The sequence below is a fragment of the Terribacillus saccharophilus genome, from assembly GCF_000725365.1.
Lineage (GTDB): Bacteria > Bacillota > Bacilli > Bacillales > Amphibacillaceae > Terribacillus > Terribacillus saccharophilus.
The window spans coordinates 336,354-355,000 of the sequence record NZ_CP008876.1; the positions used below are offsets into that span (position 1 = coordinate 336,354).

Genomic DNA, 18,647 nt, shown 5'->3' on the forward strand with positions numbered 1-18,647 from the left:
GGTAAAAATTGGTATAACAACATTGATTAAGAGGCAAAAGGAGAATGCAGATGAGACATCGTAATGTGGAAGTATTCATTAGTGATAATTGCAAACAATCCGAGCAAGTGATGGATCAGCTCGATAAGTGGAATATTTCTTACAGTGTCAAAAATATCACAAATTCACCAGCTGTACTGAAGGAAATGCAAGCACATTCCGTATACAGCACTCCGCTTGTCCTTGTCAATGGAGAAAAGGTGCACGGATTTCAAAAAAACAAGCTCCAGCAGATGCTCGGGTTGATTAACAGAATGCATTCTTCAAGGACACAGTTCAGCTATTGAGCAAAAATCATCTGCGGTGGTTTTTGCTTTCTTTTTATGGTTAAGTATAACGCCCTTCCTTCGCCTAACATACGATAAAGTAGAAATAGGAAAGGTGTGTGGAGATGTATTATTATAATACGACAGAGCCACGCTCCCATGTGCAGCAACAACAGATGAGCGATGGCAGGCAGCGTTATTATTACGAACCTGTTTTTCAAACTGAGCCTACAGAGCAATATAATGATAGAATATATGATCATACATGGATGCAAGCAAATGAAAATGTTGGTGATACTAACAGACAGACTGAGCCTTATACCTATAATCCATATCCTCCTGAGTACTTCAGCCAGTGGGGAGGGTGGCAGCAAGCTCAGCAAGCGCAGCCGCCGCAGCAGGTCACGCCGTATGAGTATTTCAAAAAACCCCCTCTTGCACCGTATTGGCATGCGTATGCCCAGCCGACGAATATTCAGCAGCCAAAACAGCAAGCTCAGCTGACAAAAGGACTCGCAACTTATTTTCAGGATAAGAATGGTCAAATGGATATTAATAAGATGATGTCGACCGTCGGGCAAATGGCATCGACGGTTCAGCAGGTTTCTCCAATCGTAAAATCACTTGGTTCTTTTTTGAAGATACTAAGATAAACAATAAGGAAAGCGAAGATGATCGAATGACTGGAATATTGTGTATCCATGGCTTCACCGGTGGTACGTACGAGGTGGAGCCCTTAACTGAGTATTTAATGAATCATACGGAATGGAAAGTAGAAATGGTCGCTTTGCCTGGTCATGGAAAGGCAGATGAGCTGTCTCTTCGCGGAGTCGGACACAGGGAATGGATTAAGGCCTGTGAGGAAGCATATGAGCGACTTGCGCAAGAATGCTCCCAAGTTTATGTAATAGGCTTTTCAATGGGCGGAATGATAGCTTCTCATTTAGCAGCGAAATACGGTGCTGACAAGCTTGTGCTGCTATCAGCATCGGGTAAATATCTGAACTGGAAGCTGCTGACGATCGAGGCTTGGCAAAACATGAAAAAGCAGCTGAGCGGCGATATTCTGGATGATTTGACCAAACTGCGGGAAGATAAAAAAGGAAGAATTCCGTTCCGTGCTTTTTGGGAATTCAAAAAATGTATAGACTATACGAAAAAAGCATTGCCTGCTGTCTCTTGTCCGGTATTCATCGTACAAGGAATCCAAGACAGCATGGTGCCGCACCGTACGGTCAACTATTTGCATAAACATCTTGGCTCTCAAAAGCAAAAGATGGTTCTATTTGATGAATCGAGGCATCTTTTATGCCTTGGTCCGGATATAGACCAAATTTGTACGCAGGTTGAAGAATTCCTGCTGGAGGCTTAATTTTTTCCGGAAAGGGTTTAAGATCTACTCTGAAGGAGAAAATAGAAGCAAAGCTGTGAAAGCCGGTATGATTGCTGCTTGAAAATAATATAACGCTTTCCAAGATACTGTTAGATATTTGGAAGGGCTTTAATGATAAATAATACACGTATATGTACGTGTAATCATAGATATAGGTAGAATTCGGACAAATAGTGTGTTACTATAATTAAATCCAATGAATGCTTGCTTAAGGCCTCTTCCCAAGCGTGGAGGAAGGCTTTTTTATTGTGTATAACTGCCGTGCTTCATCAGTGAGACTTTTTTTATATAAAGGAGTAATAAGAAATTGACAACATTTAGTTCATTAGGTATTTCGGAACCAATTTTGAAAGCATTAGATAAAATGGGATTTGAAGAGGCTACACCAATCCAAGCCGAAACGATTCCATTCGCCCTAGAAGGCAAAGACGTACTAGGTCAAGCGCAGACTGGTACTGGTAAAACTGCTGCCTTCGGTATCCCTATGATCAGCAAAATCGATCGCTCTAAACGCCAAATCCAAGGTTTGGTTATTGCACCGACTCGTGAGCTTGCTATCCAGGTAGGAGAAGAGCTTCACCGTCTTGGTCAATTCAAAGGAATCCGTACACTTCCAGTATACGGTGGTCAGCATATGGACCGTCAGATTCGTTCATTAAAAGAAGGTCCACATATCGTCGTAGCGACTCCTGGTCGACTACTTGACCATATCCGCCGCAAAACAATCAATATCAGCAATGTTCACACTGCTGTATTGGATGAAGCAGACGAAATGCTTAACATGGGCTTCATCGACGATATCCGCGAAATTCTTTCATCTATCCCTGAAGAGCGTCAGACATTGCTATTCAGTGCGACAATGCCGAAAGAAATCCGTGATATCGGTACAAGATTGATGAAAGACCCTACAGAAGTTAAAGTAAAAGCAAAAGAAATGACTGTAACGAATATCGATCAGACTTACATCGAAGTTCAAGAAAGACAGAAATTCGATACACTTTCTAACTTGCTTGATATCGATGAGCCAACATTGGCAATTATATTCGGCAGAACGAAAAAACGTGTTGATGAAGTGACAGAAGGCTTGCAGGCTCGCGGTTTCCGCGCAGAAGGTATTCATGGCGATCTTACACAAGGCAAGCGTATGTCCGTGTTGAACAAATTTAAAAATGGCCGTGTAGAAATTTTGGTAGCAACTGACGTTGCTGCACGTGGTCTTGATATTTCTAACGTAACACATGTATATAACTTCGATATCCCACAGGATCCGGAAAGCTATGTACACCGTATCGGTCGTACAGGACGTGCTGGTAAAGCGGGACAAGCAGTTTCCTTTATCACACCAAGAGAGATTTCTCACCTGCACTTGATCGAAAAAACTACGAAGAGCAAAATTGCACGTAAAGATGCTCCGACAAATGACGAAGCAGCACAAGGGCAGCAACAGATTGCTATCGATAAAATGATGCGCACAATCGAAAACAAAGATCTAAAAGCATACAACGAAAAAGCAAACGAACTTATTAACCAGTTCGGTGCTGAAACAGTTGTTGCAGCTGCTTTGAAAATGCTGACAAAAGAGCGTCGTAATACACCGGTTCGTATTACTTCCATCGCTCCAATCAGCGTAAAAGGCAACTTCAAAGACAAAAAGAAATATCGTGGCGGCGGTTCCCGTGGCGGTAATGGTGACCGACGTGGCGGCGGCTATGGCCGTAACAGCAACTCGCGTGGCCGTAACTACCAAGGACAAGGCAAACGTAATGGCGGCGGTGGCGGCGGCTACCGTGGCAAGCGCAATAACGATAACTAATTAAAAAAAGACACCTGAAAGGGTGTCTTTTTTTATGGCAAGAGTCTTGGAGGATTTTTTCCAAGGCTCTTTTTTCTTTCAAAAACGAAACAAATTCTTAGGCTAAACGTATGGTAAGACTGGAAGAGGGGGGAGAACATGAAGTCACAGCCACGTAACAGAATCGCAGTCAATGCAAAGAAGGTCTGGCGTATCAATGCAAGTCTGTATATGCTGCTGCCGGTCATTGCAGCAGGGGTTCTTACGTATTTCTGGAATACCTGGTCCATTCCGGATTCTTTCATTTATATTGCTTGGGTTATCATCATTGCTTGTTTAATTTTCTTTATATGGCTGCTTCCGGCGCTGCGATGGAGAAGGTGGCGTTATGAAGTGTTTGAGCAAGAAATATACATACAAAGTGGAATTTTTGTTGTTACGCAGACAATTGTACCGATGATCCGGGTGCAGCATGTCGATACCGAGCAAGGACCGGTGCTGAAGAAATTCGGTTTAGCCACGGTCTCTGTATCTACAGCTGCAACGACGCACAATATACCTGCTCTAGCTTTGGAGGAAGCGTTGGAGCTGCGCGATCGAATCGGAATACTCGCTCGTGTGGAGGAAGAAGATGTCTGAACCAAAACGGATGCATCCAATCAGTATCGTCCTCCGGATGCTGAAGCTCATCAAAGACGCCATCGTGCCGCTTGCTATTGCTTTTATCGCATTACTAAGGGATATGACTAAGCTATTTTGGTGGAGTCCGTTTGCACTTGTTGGAGTTATATTGCTGCTGAGCGGTCTGTTTGGATTTTTATATTGGTACCGGTTTACATATCGGATGGAAGAAGATGAACTTCGAATCGAATCCGGCATTTTTGTGCGGAAAAAGCGTTATATATCCAGACATCGCATCCACTCTGTGAATACAAGTGCAAATATCCTTCACAGACTTTTTGGTCTGGTCAAACTGGAAGTGCAGACAGCCGGCGGCGGAAAAGAGGCTGAAGGGATGATTCCGGCCCTTTCCAAGCTGGACGCTGCGGATATACAGCAATTTGTAAAAAGGAAAGAGAATATTGTTTTACAGGAAGATACGGAAAATGTGCAGGTTCGAGAGGAACGGACCAGCTACCAGCTAAGTTTCCGTCGTTTACTAGTAGCCGCTGCTACCTCAGGTGGCACAGGGGTCATTTTTGGGTTTCTTTTTGCAATTACGCAGCAAGCAGATGAGGTAGTCAATATAAACATCTATTCCTTTGCTTATGATTGGTTATTAAAACAGAGCTTGTTCTTATCAGTTATTTTTGTTATTGGCAGCTTGGCGGTTACGTGGATGGTAGCCATGATTGGAACCATTTTAAAATATTGCTTCTTTGAAATAACCAAGCAAGGAAACGAGCTCTTCATACGAAGAGGGCTGCTTGAAAAAAGGGAAATGACTATACCGCTGCACCGAATCCAAGCGTTGAAAGTAGAAGAAAATATTTTTCGCCAGCCGTTTGGCTTACTTGCAGTGAGCGCAGAAATTGCAGGCGGAGCAGCTGATGCTGACAAGCATAGCTTTTCTACTGTTCTATTTCCGTTGTTGAAAAAATCTGAGCTCAGCGCCTTCTTGGATGAGCTGTTACCTGAATTTGTCGTGCAGCCAGAATACAAGAAGCCGCCAAAACGGGCATTACTTCGGTATCTATTTCTGTCATCCATCATCACTGTTTTAGTTACTGGAATACTTATTTACTATTTCGGCGGGTATGGACTATTTGCTATTCCGCTCGTCTTACTGACTGTTATATTCAGTATCTTAAGCTATCGGGATGCTGGCGTATCCTGGACGACAGATATGCTTACAATGCGTTATCGGGAGCTTACGCGTGTTACTGTCCATGTGAATCGTAAAAAGGTGCAGGCTTTCTATGGATCACAGCATTACTTTCAATCAAAAAAACAGCTTGGTACCTTGAAAATTGCTGTTGCATCGGGCGGGACTATGGGAAGCAGATTCAAAGTGAAGCATTTGGAGGAACATGATGTAGAGGATGCCTTTGACTGGTATTCATTCCGCATTTAAAAAGAACCGCACAATATTTGTGCGGTTCAATTCATATAATCGTAGATACCGATAAGCACTAAAGCTGCAATAATAATCCACAAAATAACTTTCTTATTGGTGCGCTTTCCATAAGGACGCTTTTTCCAGCGGTCTGCATCAAAACCTACATCGTCATCACGCTGGCGTGGACGTTTGTTCCGATAGATGGAGAAAGGCTTTGCTTTAATAAGGAAGATCGGAGCAAGTATAAACCCTGCCACAGCTCCTGCCAGATGCGCTGTTAGGTTTATATTTGCAGTGAATAAGGACATGACGATACCGACAATGAAGATGATGACGATTAATTGCGCATTTCCGGGATCTATCAAGTGCTTGCGGAAATAAACCATAAACAGATAGATTCCGAACAATCCATAGATAGCGCCGGATGCCCCTATATGACTGACAAAACTATAAGGATCCATTACATAAGTGACGGCATTTCCAATAATACCAGCAAGCAAGTAAAACAAGGTAAACTTCAGTTTCCCAAGCATTTGCTCGAGAGCGGGTCCGAATATTACCAGGGAGAAACAGTTGAAAAGAACATGTGAAATGCTTCCGGGTGCGTGCAGAAAAATAGGTGTAACGAGCCGCCAGTATTCTCCGCTCGAGATGAATAGATTCACACCTGCTCCTAATTGATAGAGGCTGCTTCCGTATTCAGTTGGGAAAAGTCCTGTTATGATCCAAAGCAGCAGATTAACTGCTACGATTAAGCTAATGACAGGATAGGCATATAAATATTCTTTAAAGCTTTCATTTCTGCGGAACAATCCAATCCCTCCTTCATTACCTTCTATTAGCTATCAGCATAGCGTAAACCAATGCAAATTGCTTGTCATAACATCTTATAACTTTCCCCCCTGCTTTTATACATATAGGGTACAATACTCGGTAGAGAATTCTAAAAGGAAGGTGGGTTGTACTATTATGATTAAGGGTATCGGTTTAGATATTACAGAATTGGCACGTATCGAAAAAGCGATTGTGCACAGTGAGCGGATCCTGAGCAGGATCCTGACCGAATCAGAACAAACGCACTATGATTCACTGGTGTCTGATAAACGTAAAGTTGAATTTGCTGCGGGGCGTTTTGCCGCAAAGGAGGCCTACGCAAAAGCAAGGGGAACCGGATTAGGTAAATTGGGTCTCCATGATATCGAGATAATGCCGAATGAAGCAGGTGCACCAGTACTTACAGCTAGCGATCAAGCAGAAGGCGAGCATGTTTTCCTATCGATTACCCATTCGGATTCATACGCTGCTGCGCAAGTGATCATTACACAGGATAAATAGACTTGTTTGCATATTATTTGGGCCTGTCTCATAAATTGTAGTGCGGGTAGGAGGGAACAGCGTGTATATTGTCACCGCAAAGGAAATGTACGAAGTGGATCGTTATGCGATGGAGGAAATAGGGATCAGCGGCAGCATTTTAATGGAATCTGCCGGCCGAGCCATTGCAGGACGAATGAAACCGCTGATCGGAACCACGGACCAGATACTAGTTCTCTGTGGCTCCGGCAATAATGGCGGCGATGGATATGTAGTAGCCAGGACGCTGCTGAATGAAGGATATGATGTAGCCGCTGTCCAAGTTGGGCGTAACTTGACCGCTGATGCCGCAATGCATCAACAGGTTTACGACCGGCTTGGGGGTGAGGTGATGGATGTTGAAGCAGACACTTTCCAACCGGCATTGGAAAAAGCGGATATCATCGTGGATGCAATGCTGGGCTTAGGAGTTCGCGGCAAGCTGCGCAGCCCCTATACGGAAACTGTACAGGCTGTCAATGACAGCGACGCACTTGTCTTTAGCATTGATTTGCCTTCCGGTGTACCGGCGGATGATGCTGTAGAATTTGAGGAAGCAATCCAAGCCGATTATACTTTCATCATCGAGGCACCGAAACCAAGCGCCTTTATTCAGAAGACAGCACCATACTACGGGGAATGGAAAACTGTATCCATCGGTCTGCCGGCAGCCTATTTAGGCAGACAAGCCGGTGCCAGAATATGGACTGAACAGGACGTGAAGCGGTCATTCCCGATCCGGCAGCCTTTCTCTCATAAAGGGACAAATGGCAAAGGATTCCTCATCGGGGGAGGAATAGAAATGCCAGGATCAGTTACAATGTCCAGCATGGCCGCTCTTAGGGCGGGAGCAGGTCTTCTGGCTGTCGGAACCTTGCGCCAGGTCATTCCATCTGTATTATCTCATTTGGCAGAAGCGACATTCACATCTTTGGATGAAGAGAATGGCGTGATAGTCGATACGGATGACTTGGATGTAAGTGCTTATGATGCGATTGTCGTTGGCATGGGAATGGGAAGAGGCGAATCGACAGCAGCCTTGACAAAACGGGTGCTGGAAGAAGCTGAAGTTCCTGTCCTTTTAGATGCTGATGGCCTCTATCATATCAAATCCGACCTGGAGATCCTTCGGAATAGACAAGCTCCGACAGTTTTGACACCGCATCCTGGGGAAATGGCCATGTTATTGGATATGAAAGTGCCAGAACTGCTGGAGAGACCATTCGAGCTGGCTCGTAAATTTGCGATAGTGCATCAGGTGCACCTCGTGCTGAAAGGGACATACACCATCATCACCGCTCCTGATGGCAGTCAGGTTGTGAATACAACTGGCAACCCGGGTTTAGGTAAAGGCGGGAGCGGAGATGTACTTTCAGGTATTCTTCTTGCAATGCTTATGCAGCACGAAGATCCTATGGAGGCAATTGCAAACGGAGTTTACGTCCACGGGAAAGCAGCCGATGTATTGGTCGAGGATGCGCATTCTCAGCAGGATCTGCTGGCAACTGATCTTATGAAAGGGCTGGCCACGGTTTTTCGTAACATTTCCGATTGACGGGGACATGTTCTCTTTGTTCGCTTTATAGCTGACAAAGGAGTGTGACCATGAAAAAATTTGCTGGTTTGATTGTCTTTGCTGCCTTTTTATTCTTATTAGCTGGCTGCAGTGAAGCCTCTCAGGAAGATGTAGTAAAGAAGCTGGAAGAGACATCAGCTGAGCTGCAAGGCTACAAGGCCGAAGCCACTATGAAGCTGAACACAGGAGAAGAACAGCAAGCCTACGGGATTGATGTATGGTATCAGAAAGACAACCATTACCGGGTTTTATTGAAAAATGATACAGATGAGCAGGGCAGTCAGGTGATTCTGCGCAATAAAGATGGTGTGTTTGTTCTCACCCCTGCACTGAGAAAAAGCTTTAAATTCCAGAGCGAATGGCCTTATAACAGCAGTCAGCCTTATTTGTACCAATCGCTCGTGCAGGATGTGTTGAAGGACAACAATGCAACCTTCGAATCAACAGAAGAGCATTACGTGTTCAAGACGAAGACGACATATCAGAACAATACAACGCTGCCGTATCAAGAAATCTATTTCAATAAAAAAACATATACACCTGAACTGGTTAAAGTGTTAGATAAAGATAAAAAACCAATGGTCGAAGTAGCTTTTTCCGCATTCAAGCTTGATCCGAAATTTGGAGAAAAAGATTTTGAGCTAGAGAACAATATGACAGGTTCTTTATCCGGGGTACCGGCTTCTGCAGTACCGAATGAACAGCAAGGATTGACTGTGCTGTATCCAACAGAGACAGCGGGAGCAACGCTTGCTGAGGAGAAAGAAGTCAGTGCTGACGGGACGGAACGGGTAATACTGACATATGAAGGCGAGAAGAATTTTACGCTGGTTCAGGAGCAGGCGGATGTATCCGAGACTGCAGCAGCAGCGGCGATACCAGCTAGCGGCGAACCAATCAGTCTTGGTTTCACCGTAGGAGCTATTACCTCTTCCAGTCTGACATGGACAAATAATGGTGTCGATTATATGCTTGCCAGTGAAGAATTGACGCGGGAAGAAATTCAGGAAGTGGCCGCATCCATCAATGGCCAGGCAATGAAATAATGAAGAGAAGCAGACGAACCGAGTCTGCTTTTTTGTTTTCCTGCTATAATAGACAAAGGTAAAAATTCTAGGAGATGAATACATATGAGGGTCGACAATTTTTATCGGGATTCTTGGGTGGAAATAAATCTCGATCATGTTGAATATAATATAAAGCAACTGGCAGCACATATCGGAGAAGACAAAGGGATTTATGCAGTTGTCAAAGCAAATGCATATGGACACGGATATACCCAAGTCGCGCAGGCAGCGTTGGACGCTGGAGCATCAGCACTAGCAGTCGCTTTTTTAGATGAGGCGCTACATTTGCGTAAAGCTGGTATACAGGCAGCAATACTCGTGCTTGGAGCAACTCGTGCTGAAGATGCGGCAATTGCTGCGGACCATGATATATCGCTTACTTTCTACCGTAAGGATTGGCTGGAGGCAGTGCGCGCCGAACAATTCCGTAAGCCGCTGCAGCTGCATATGAAGCTGGATACGGGAATGGGGAGATTGGGCTTTCGGACAGAGGACGATATTCGTTCTGCAATGCCTTTACTTGATACCCCATCACTAATCCTCGAAGGTGTCTATACGCATTTCGCAACAGCAGACGAAGCCGATTTGTCATATTTCGAAGGACAGCGAAGCAAATTCGATGAACTATTCAAGGTGCTGCGGGAGGAATGGCCGGATTCAGTTATCGTCCATACGGATAATAGTGCAGCCAGCATGCGTTTTGCTGCGGATGAGTCGGATTTTGTCCGTTTTGGCATCGGCATGTATGGACTTTATCCGTCAAGTACCGTCAAAGAAGAACATCCGATAGCTCTGCGTCAAGCGTTTTCCCTGCACAGCAAACTTGTGCATGTCAAACAGCTTGAGGCGCATGAAGCAGTAAGTTACGGTGCAACCTATGAAACAGATAAACCGGAGTGGATTGGGACACTGCCAATTGGATATGCAGATGGATGGATTCGCAAGATGCAAGGATTTGAGGTACTTGTAGATGGTAAGAGAATGCCGATTGTAGGCAGGGTCTGCATGGATCAATGCATGGTGAAGCTCGATAAAGATTATCCAGTCGGTACCGAAGTTGTTCTCATCGGTTCGCAGCTGGATGCTTTTATCAGTGTGGATGAAGCGGCAGATTGGGTAGACACCATCAATTATGAGATCCCTTGCCTTATCGGCGCAAGAATGCCGCGCGTCTATAAACGCTCTGGCCAGATTGTCGAAACAGCCAATGCGCTTAATCCAGGCGAAAGCTTGTAATATTCGGCAGAAAGTCAGCCTTTCTCCCGTACTTTTTGTTTGAAAAAGGCTTTTTTTATCAAAAAGTTCCGGAGGGTCCTTTGCAAACGTAAGGCTCGGATGGTATGATGAAAGTGGATTTTTACAGAAACGACCCGAGCGAATTGGTGGAGGTGTATGGTTGTGTCCGAAGGCTTACAAGAAATCGTTGTAAAGCTGCCTAAGAAACTCCTGAATGAGGTGGATGGTTTGATGCAGAACAATAACAATAGTCTCGATCATTTCTTCTATCAAGCGGCTAAGTCATACGTGCAGGAAAGAAAGAATATCCGTGAGACCATGCAGAAAGGGTACATGGAAATGGCACGTATCAATCTAAATATCGCTTCAGAAGCTTTCCAAGCTGAAGAGGAGGCAGAAGTTACGTTAGAGCGCCTTGTAAGCGGGGTGTAGGCCCTTGATCGTAAAAAGAGGCGAAGTCTATTTCGCCGACCTGTCCCCGGTAGTGGGATCAGAACAGGGGGGCGTGCGCCCGGTATTGGTCCTGCAGAATGATATCGGAAACCGATTCAGTCCGACCGTCATCATAGCGGCGATAACGGCACAGATCCAAAAAGCCAAGCTGCCGACCCACGTGGAGATTGATGCCAAGAAGTATGGCTTTGAACGGGATTCCGTCATTCTTCTTGAACAGATCCGAACAATCGACAAGCAGCGGCTGACAGATAAGATCACACAGCTAGACCCTCCAATGATGGAGAATATCAATCGAGCACTTGAAATAAGTCTAGGCCTTACAGAGTTCTAGGTTCAGAAGTCCTTGCGTTTAAACGTGAGGGCTTTTTATTTTGATTTCAGTCCTGCTGAGATTTGGTATATACTAAGAAGAAGTCGCCATATTGGAAAGACAGGCGTATTGGTGTTAGATTAATAGTAGATAAAAGTGACCTTGAACATATGACTGCAGTAAATTCAGCCTTTGACAAGGTGAACGTTACAATACGGGGGTTTCATGATGGCAAAAAATCTGAAGGAGATTCTAGTCGACAATAGTAACGATTTGGTTCATATGTGGCTTGAGGAAGTCGCAGAGAAGCAAAAGGAAGTAACAAATTCCGCTATTTCACAGGATCTTTTCGAGAACACCAATCGGGAATTCGTCAATATCATTTTCGGCAGTGTCGAGAAGGAGAGTTTGACTTCTGATTTGGACAGCTTTACAGAACGCGTAATTAACTTAGGTTGGCCGCTCAGCTATCTGACAGATGGTCTGCAGCTTTTTAAACGTGTCGCAATTGAGTTTTTAATTGAACATGAAGAATTGGATGTATCTGTACCAAAAGTGCTGCGGCATGTGGACGAGCTTGTAAATCCGATAATTAACCAGCTTGTGAATGAGTATTCCGGCAGCTGGGAAAATACCGTTTCGCTCCAGCGTGTTGCATTGCAGGAGCTTTCTGCACCGTTGATTCCTGTTATGGACAATATAACGGTGATGCCGCTGATTGGAACCATTGATACAGAGCGTGCTAAATTCATCATGGAGAACTTACTTGATGGAGTAATCAAACATCATGCAGAGGTTGTACTAATTGATATCACAGGAGTGCCAGTAGTGGATACGATGGTCGCACACCATATTATTCAGGCGGCAGAAGCAGTAAGGCTGATCGGTTCTACTTGTATCCTTGTTGGTATCAGACCTGAGATAGCCCAGACAATCGTGAATCTTGGGATAGATCTTAGTAAGTTCCCGACAAAAAGCTCTCTGCGTAAAGGATTTACAACAGCTCTTGAAATGACGAATCAAATGATCGTACAAACAAACAGCGAAGAACAGACCATAGAAGAGCTGATCGATTCGCTTGATAGGAGTGAACAATCGTGAGAATTCCAATATTGAAGCTGCATAATTACTTGCTGATCAGCATCCAGATTGATCTTGACGATCAGACTGCGATTCAATTTCAAGAAGATCTGCTCAACAAGATTCATCAAAGCGGAGCAACAGGTGTGGTCATCGACTTAACTTCTGTTGACATTATTGACTCCTTCATCGCCAAGGTACTGGGTGATGTGGTGACGATGTCTGACTTGATGGGTGCAAAAGTTGTCCTGACTGGCATACAGCCAGCTGTAGCAGTAACGCTTATTGATCTGGGTATTCATTTGAATGAGGTAACCACGGCATTAGACCTAGAACAAGGATTGATCAAATTGCGCCAGGAACTGGAGGAGTGAAAATGGACTTCAGAACCTGTGTAAATATACAGAAAGAATGGGACATTGTCGGTGCCAGACAATTCGGCCGCGACTTTTCGAAGAAGCTTGGCTTCGGGATTGTTGACCAAGCCCGTATAGCAACTGCTATATCGGAACTTGCACGCAACATCTACCTGTATGCCGGAAGCGGTAAAATCTGCTTCGATGAGGTGGAAAACGTCGGTTCGCGCGGAATTTGCATTGTTGCCATCGATACAGGTCCCGGTATAAAAGATATCAGTCAGGTAATGGAGGATGGTTTCTCCACATCCGGAGGTCTTGGTGCGGGTCTTCCAGGTGTAAAACGCCTGATGGATGAATTCGATATTACGTCAAAGACAGGCGAAGGAACAGAAATCCGCGTCGTTAAATGGGTTCGTTAGAGGAGGATGATGCCAGGTGGATGCGATTAAGCTAGATCTGTCACACTATCGGGAACTGCTCAAACAATACATCAATACACAAGACGAGTCTGCCTTATACGAGGCAGAGCAGATAAGTAAACGCTCCATCCAGCATAATATTTCGCTGGAGGAGATCATCAACACGCATATCAATGCGCTGGAAGACATCTATCCTGAGCTTCCGGAGAACATTCAGCACTCGATGAGCTTTCTGTTGGAAGTAATGATTTCTTATGGTCTGGCATTGCAGGAATTCCAGGATCTTCGTGAAACACAGCTGGAGATAAAATCGGAAATTTCCGTAGCGGCCAGAATGCAGAATACATTGCTGTCAACAGTGAAGCCTGATGTAGAAGGTTTCGATATCGGAGTCGTCAGTGTACCTGCAAATCAGATGAATGGTGACTATCACCATTTCATCCACCATGAAGATGGTACTGTAGGTATAACGGTAGCTGACGTGATCGGCAAAGGTATCCCGGCAGCATTGTGCATGTCAATGATTAAATACGCAATGGAAAGCTTTCCTTCCGAGCATAAAAACCCAAGTGAAATATTGGAAAGTCTTAATCGGGTAGTAGAACGGAATGTCGATCCAAGTATGTTCATTACGATGTTTTATGCTCTTTTCAATCCAGCGGCCAGCACAATTTCCTATTCATCAGCAGGACATGAGCCAGGCTTCTATTATCACGCTGCTGACGATACCTTTGAAGAGATTCGAGCAAAAGGTGTCGTTCTTGGTGTGACGGATATGGCACAGTACCGTCAGTATGAAAGGGAGATCCATGCAGGCGACATGGTTATTTTGCTTACCGACGGTGTAACAGAGTGCCGTCAAGGCGATCGATTCATTGAGAGTGAAGAAGTGCTTGAGGTTATCAAGAGCTTCTCGCATCTCTCAGCACAGGAGCTTGTGGAGAATGTGTACAAACACTTTGAGAAACTCCAGGATTTCCACTTGCGAGATGATTTTACATTAATAATTATTAAAAAAGATGTTTAAAAAAATGAACAAACGGGTATTACATAGGAATGGTAACTAGCCCTTAGGAGGTACATGATGAACTTAACTGTTGACGTACAAGAAAATGAAGGAAAATCAGTTGTTTTATTAGCTGGTGAAATAGATGCGTATACAGCTCCTAAACTGAAAGAGACACTTTTATCCCTTACCGAAAAAGAGGGCAATAAAGTGGAGGTTAATCTGGAGCAAGTTAATTATATGGATAGTACCGGATTAGGCGTATTCGTTAGCGGGTTGAAATCGACTAAAGAAAACAATAGTGAATTGAAGCTCGTACAGCTGCAGGACCGTGTATACCGTTTGTTCGAGATTACAGGTTTGATCGATGTGATCGATGTTGACAAAACAGTACAAGGTGGCTATTAATTATGGAATCTTTCGATTTTATCGAGATTAAAGTACCGGCTAAACCAGAATACGTTGGTGTAATTCGACTGACTAGCTCAGGTGTTGCTAACCGTATGGGCTTTTCCTACGAGGATATCGAGGATTTGAAGGTTGCAATCTCCGAGGCTGTAACAAACACTGTGAACCATGCATACGAAAAAGATGAAGATGGCGAAGTTACAATCGGTTTCGGTGTTTATGAAAATCGGCTCGAAGTGATGGTCGCAGATCATGGCGGCAGTTTCAACTTGGATCAAGTGAAACGGAATATTGGACCGTATGAGGCTGCAGAACCTATCGAACAGCTGAGGGAGGGCGGTTTCGGTTTATTCCTGATCGACGCATTGATGGACAAAGTGGAAATCAATAGCGATTCCGGAGTGATCGTCCTCATGACGAAATACCTTCATGAAAATGGGGTGGGACTAGATGACGACCAAATCTCAACCACACAATAACCGTGAGGATGAGGTTTATAAATGGATAGATCATCTGCAAAAGTATCCCACAGATGAAGAAATCCAAGAAAAAATCGTACTCACATACAAAGATCTTGTCACATCCATAGCGAGGAAATATTCCAAGAACAGCTCCATTCATGAAGACTTAGTTCAAGTAGGAATGCTCGGATTGCTTGCTGCAATTCGTCGGTATAACCCGGAATTCGGTAAGTCATTCGAATCTTTTGCTATTCCAACCATTATTGGAGAAATCAAACGTTTTATTCGCGATAAGACATGGAGTGTCCATGTGCCGCGGCGGATCAAGGAATTGGGTCCGAAAATCCGTAAGGCAATCGATGAATTAACTACTGACAATCAGAAGTCCCCGACAGTTGCAGAAATCGCTGCTTTTCTGGAAGTGTCTGAAGAGGACATTTTAGAAACAATGGAAATGGGCAAAAGCTATAAGGCGTTGTCTGTTGACAGAAAGATCGAAGCTGACTCTGATGGTAGTACTGTAGCAATCCTCGATTTGGTAGGTTCGACTGATAATGGCTACGAAGATATTGACCGCAGAATGTTGCTGGAAAAGGTCCTGCCAATTCTTAGTGAGAGGGAGCAGGAAATCCTTCGCTGCACATATTTCGAGAATATGAGCCAAAAAGATACAGGAGAACAACTCGGCATTTCCCAGATGCATGTATCGCGCCTTCAGCGCAGAGCTTTGCGCAAACTGCGGGAAGCTTTACAAGCCGAGGGTGCTGACAGTTTTGACTGATTCCTATCTCCATATGGATGTGTCGGCGTTTCAGGAGCCAAAGAAAGGCAACTATTATTGCGGAGATAGTTATTTCTACCACGAATCGGAGCATGAATTTATCTGTGTCCTGGCAGATGGACTCGGAAGCGGAGAATTTGCAAAAGAGTCATCACAGGTAGTGGTTGATGTTATTCGTGACCATGTACACAGCGGAATCGATGAATTGATCAGGAAATCGAATGAAGTGCTAGTCGGAAAACGCGGAGTTGTCCTCGGTATCCTAAAAGTGGATTATCGGACAGGCACCTATTCCTTTACTAGCATTGGAAATATCGGGATCATGACGATTACGAGTGGAAAAAGGGAACGTTGTATACCAAGCCAAGGTTTTCTTGCTGGGTATCCCCGGAAATACAAGATATCCCGAGGAATTTTACAGGATGACATGATATTCGTCATGTTCTCTGATGGAGTTTCTGATAATGAGCTTACACAGGACCTTTTCAAAGAAAAGGATGTACGTAAGATACGGGACATGTTTGCACTTTCCAAACAGAAGCCTCATCAAGATGATATTACAATGATTGCTATGAAATACACGGAATAGGATTGGTGCCTAAAATAGGTACTGATCCTTTTTTTATCTGTTCAGCAATTCTGCTACAATGGATATAGAAGCAGTCAGGAGGAGTAAATTTGGAAGCAACTATTCAAGACAGACTCATCCAATGGGTCGAAAAGGAAACATCAATTAAGCAATCATCTATTAAACAGGTCATCAATCTGCTGGAGGAAGGCAATACAGTACCGTTTATTGCACGTTACCGGAAAGAGCAGACTGGAGCCCTTGATGAAGTAGAAATCAAAGCGATTCAAGATAAATGGGACTATGCACAGCAGCTTCATCAGCGGAAGACAGAGGTAATCCGTTTGATAGATGAGCAAGGCAAACTGACAGAGGAACTAAAGCGTGACATTCTAGCAGCTATGCAGTTGCAACGTATAGAAGATCTGTATCGTCCGTACAAGCAAAAGCGTCGTACAAAAGCTACGATCGCAAAAGAAAAAGGGTTGGAACCTCTTGCGAAAGGATTGTATGAGCAGACAATCCAGCATCTTGAAAAAGAAGCAAAAGCTTATCTGGATCCTGAAAAGGAACTCCAAACAGTCGAAGAAGTGCTGCAAGGAGCAAGCGACATAGTGGCCGAATGGATTAGTGAGCAAGCAGCTTTCCGAGATTACATTCGCGAAAAGACGGAAAAGCAAGGCGTTCTGTTAACGAAAGTGAAGAAATCAGAAGACGATGAAAAAGGCGTCTACGAAATGTACTATGAATATCAGGAACCGATACGGCAGATGGCATCCCATCGGACATTAGCTGTCAACCGGGGTGAGAAGGAAGGCATACTGCGGGTAACTGTTGAGCCTCCAGCAGATGTTATCTTAACTTATCTTAAACGGAAAGTTATCAAGCAAAGAACGGCTGCTGATATTGCGTCCGCTTTGCAGGCAGTTATCGAGGACAGCTATAAGCGTCTCATCCAGCCATCAGTTGAACGGGAAATTCGCTCCATGCTGTCAGAAAAAGCGGAAGAGCAGGCAATTAAAATTTTCTCGGAGAACTTGAAAAACCTCCTTCTTCAGCCGCCGTTGAAGGGGCGGGTTGTATTAGGAGTGGATCCAGCTTTCCGTACAGGCTGTAAGCTGGCAGTAATAGACGAGACTGGAAAATTACTCGAAAAAAATGTCATCTATCCTACTGCGCCGCGTCATGATGTTAAAGGAGCTAGTAAAGTCGTTGAGACATTATTAAATAAATACGACGTTGAACTAATTGCTATTGGTAATGGAACTGCATCACGGGAAACAGAACAGTTCATTGCAGGCGTTATTCGGCAGATGGAAAGCAACGTCGCTTATATAATCGTAAACGAAGCGGGTGCAAGTGTGTATTCTGCCTCAGAATTAGCAAGAAAAGAATTTCCTGAGCTGCAAGTAGAAGAACGCAGTGCTATTTCTATCGGCCGCCGAATTCAAGATCCATTAGCGGAATTAGTCAAAATTGATCCAAAATCAATTGGTGTGGGGCAATACCAGCATGATGTAGGCCAAAAAAGATTGAACGATTCTTTGGGATTTGTCGTAGAGACTGCGGTAAACCAGGTAGGCGTCAATGTGAATACAGCTTCTGAATCTTTGCTGCAATATGTATCTGGATTTAGTAAGACTGTGGCAGCGAATGTCGTGAAGCAGCGGAATGAGATTGGTAAGTTCTCCTCGCGTAAGCAGCTTAAGTCTATTCCTAGACTCGGAAGCAAGACATATGAACAGAGTATCGGTTTTCTGCGTGTCCTGGACGGTGAGGAACCGCTTGATAGAACACCGATTCATCCAGAGAGCTATACTGCTACAAAACAGCTTCTAAAGCGTCTTGGCTCGGATGTTGTGGATATAGGGACTGATAAGCTGCAAGAGAAGCTTGCGGAAATTAACATAACTGAGATTGCTGCAGAATTGGGTATCGGTGATCTCACGCTTCGCGATATAGTACAAGCCCTTAACCAACCAGGAAGAGACCCTCGTGATGATTTTGATCAGCCATTA

The 18,647-nt window shown here is 44.3% G+C and carries 22 protein-coding genes (1 of these 22 only partly in view); 21 read left to right on the forward strand and 1 reads right to left on the reverse strand.

Going from position 1 to position 18,647, the window contains the following annotated elements; translation table 11 throughout:
- The first annotated feature begins 50 nt into the window (after positions 1-50).
- The 6 genes from GZ22_RS01735 to GZ22_RS01760 all read left to right on the forward strand — a co-directional run bounded on the left by GZ22_RS01735 (position 51) and on the right by GZ22_RS01760 (position 5,564).
- Entirely contained in the window at positions 51-326 is a 276-nt protein-coding gene (locus tag GZ22_RS01735; RefSeq protein ID WP_038558113.1) for a glutaredoxin family protein, read from the forward strand.
- Positions 327-430: 104 nt separating this feature from the next.
- Positions 431-958, forward strand: a complete 528-nt coding sequence (locus GZ22_RS01740; protein WP_038558115.1) for a YppG family protein — start codon at positions 431-433, stop codon at positions 956-958.
- A 26-nt stretch (positions 959-984) separates the two neighbouring features.
- Positions 985-1,677 (forward strand): alpha/beta hydrolase, encoded by a 693-nt coding sequence (locus tag GZ22_RS01745; protein WP_038558117.1) that lies wholly within the window; start codon positions 985-987, stop codon positions 1,675-1,677.
- Between the two features lie 328 nt (positions 1,678-2,005).
- The gene (gene cshA / locus GZ22_RS01750; protein WP_038558119.1) at positions 2,006-3,511 is read left to right on the forward strand and encodes a degradosome RNA helicase CshA; all 1,506 of its coding nucleotides are present in this window, start codon (positions 2,006-2,008) and stop codon (positions 3,509-3,511) included.
- Between the two features lie 138 nt (positions 3,512-3,649).
- Positions 3,650-4,129 carry a PH domain-containing protein gene (locus tag GZ22_RS01755; protein WP_038558121.1) on the forward strand — a complete coding sequence of 160 codons (480 nt, stop codon included), beginning with the start codon at positions 3,650-3,652 and terminating at the stop codon, positions 4,127-4,129.
- Positions 4,122-5,564 (forward strand): PH domain-containing protein, encoded by a 1,443-nt coding sequence (locus GZ22_RS01760; RefSeq protein WP_038558123.1) that lies wholly within the window; start codon positions 4,122-4,124, stop codon positions 5,562-5,564. The genes GZ22_RS01755 and GZ22_RS01760 overlap by 8 nt, the downstream gene beginning before the upstream one ends.
- A gap of 26 nt (positions 5,565-5,590) precedes the next feature.
- Here GZ22_RS01760 and GZ22_RS01765 read toward each other — a convergent pair whose 3' ends face one another.
- Entirely contained in the window at positions 5,591-6,361 is a 771-nt protein-coding gene (locus GZ22_RS01765; RefSeq protein WP_038558125.1) for a rhomboid family intramembrane serine protease, read from the reverse strand.
- A gap of 157 nt (positions 6,362-6,518) precedes the next feature.
- Here GZ22_RS01765 and acpS point away from each other — a divergent pair, with 157 nt between their 5' ends.
- The 15 genes from acpS to GZ22_RS01840 all read left to right on the forward strand — a co-directional run.
- A complete protein-coding gene (gene acpS / locus GZ22_RS01770; RefSeq protein ID WP_038558127.1) occupies positions 6,519-6,884 on the forward strand; it encodes a holo-ACP synthase in 366 nt (121 codons plus the stop codon).
- A 61-nt stretch (positions 6,885-6,945) separates the two neighbouring features.
- Positions 6,946-8,457, forward strand: coding sequence for a bifunctional ADP-dependent NAD(P)H-hydrate dehydratase/NAD(P)H-hydrate epimerase (locus GZ22_RS01775; protein WP_038558129.1), 1,512 nt, complete (start codon positions 6,946-6,948; stop codon positions 8,455-8,457).
- A 50-nt stretch (positions 8,458-8,507) separates the two neighbouring features.
- Positions 8,508-9,524 (forward strand): LolA family protein, encoded by a 1,017-nt coding sequence (locus tag GZ22_RS01780; protein WP_038558132.1) that lies wholly within the window; start codon positions 8,508-8,510, stop codon positions 9,522-9,524.
- 84 nt (positions 9,525-9,608) lie between these two features.
- Entirely contained in the window at positions 9,609-10,781 is a 1,173-nt protein-coding gene (gene alr, locus GZ22_RS01785; protein WP_038558134.1) for an alanine racemase, read from the forward strand.
- A 156-nt stretch (positions 10,782-10,937) separates the two neighbouring features.
- On the forward strand, positions 10,938-11,213 hold the full coding sequence (locus tag GZ22_RS01790) for a hypothetical protein (protein ID WP_038558136.1): 276 nt from the start codon (positions 10,938-10,940) through the stop codon (positions 11,211-11,213).
- 4 nt (positions 11,214-11,217) lie between these two features.
- Positions 11,218-11,568, forward strand: a complete 351-nt coding sequence (locus GZ22_RS01795) for a type II toxin-antitoxin system PemK/MazF family toxin (protein ID WP_038558138.1) — start codon at positions 11,218-11,220, stop codon at positions 11,566-11,568.
- A 207-nt stretch (positions 11,569-11,775) separates the two neighbouring features.
- Positions 11,776-12,648 carry an RsbT co-antagonist protein RsbRA gene (locus tag GZ22_RS01800; protein ID WP_038558140.1) on the forward strand — a complete coding sequence of 291 codons (873 nt, stop codon included), beginning with the start codon at positions 11,776-11,778 and terminating at the stop codon, positions 12,646-12,648.
- Positions 12,645-13,001, forward strand: a complete 357-nt coding sequence (locus tag GZ22_RS01805) for an STAS domain-containing protein (RefSeq protein ID WP_038558142.1) — start codon at positions 12,645-12,647, stop codon at positions 12,999-13,001. The genes GZ22_RS01800 and GZ22_RS01805 overlap by 4 nt, the downstream gene beginning before the upstream one ends.
- Positions 13,002-13,003: 2 nt before the next feature.
- Positions 13,004-13,405: an anti-sigma regulatory factor gene (locus tag GZ22_RS01810; RefSeq protein ID WP_038558144.1), complete on the forward strand. Its 402-nt coding sequence runs from the start codon at positions 13,004-13,006 to the stop codon at positions 13,403-13,405.
- A 16-nt stretch (positions 13,406-13,421) separates the two neighbouring features.
- A complete protein-coding gene (locus GZ22_RS01815) occupies positions 13,422-14,432 on the forward strand; it encodes a PP2C family protein-serine/threonine phosphatase (RefSeq protein WP_038558146.1) in 1,011 nt (336 codons plus the stop codon).
- Positions 14,433-14,489: 57 nt separating this feature from the next.
- Positions 14,490-14,819: an anti-sigma factor antagonist gene (locus tag GZ22_RS01820; protein ID WP_038558149.1), complete on the forward strand. Its 330-nt coding sequence runs from the start codon at positions 14,490-14,492 to the stop codon at positions 14,817-14,819.
- Between the two features lie 2 nt (positions 14,820-14,821).
- Positions 14,822-15,298, forward strand: a complete 477-nt coding sequence (rsbW, locus tag GZ22_RS01825; RefSeq protein ID WP_038558151.1) for an anti-sigma B factor RsbW — start codon at positions 14,822-14,824, stop codon at positions 15,296-15,298.
- Entirely contained in the window at positions 15,270-16,061 is a 792-nt protein-coding gene (sigB, locus tag GZ22_RS01830; RefSeq protein WP_038558153.1) for an RNA polymerase sigma factor SigB, read from the forward strand. Before rsbW ends, sigB begins: the two co-directional genes overlap by 29 nt.
- On the forward strand, positions 16,054-16,650 hold the full coding sequence (locus GZ22_RS01835; RefSeq protein WP_245609696.1) for a SpoIIE family protein phosphatase: 597 nt from the start codon (positions 16,054-16,056) through the stop codon (positions 16,648-16,650). The genes sigB and GZ22_RS01835 overlap by 8 nt, the downstream gene beginning before the upstream one ends.
- A gap of 89 nt (positions 16,651-16,739) precedes the next feature.
- Positions 16,740-18,647 carry the 5' portion of a Tex family protein gene (locus GZ22_RS01840; RefSeq protein ID WP_038558155.1) on the forward strand. 255 nt of this gene lie beyond the right edge of the window, so only the first 1,908 of its 2,163 coding nucleotides appear in the window; the start codon lies at positions 16,740-16,742; its stop codon lies beyond the right edge, outside the window.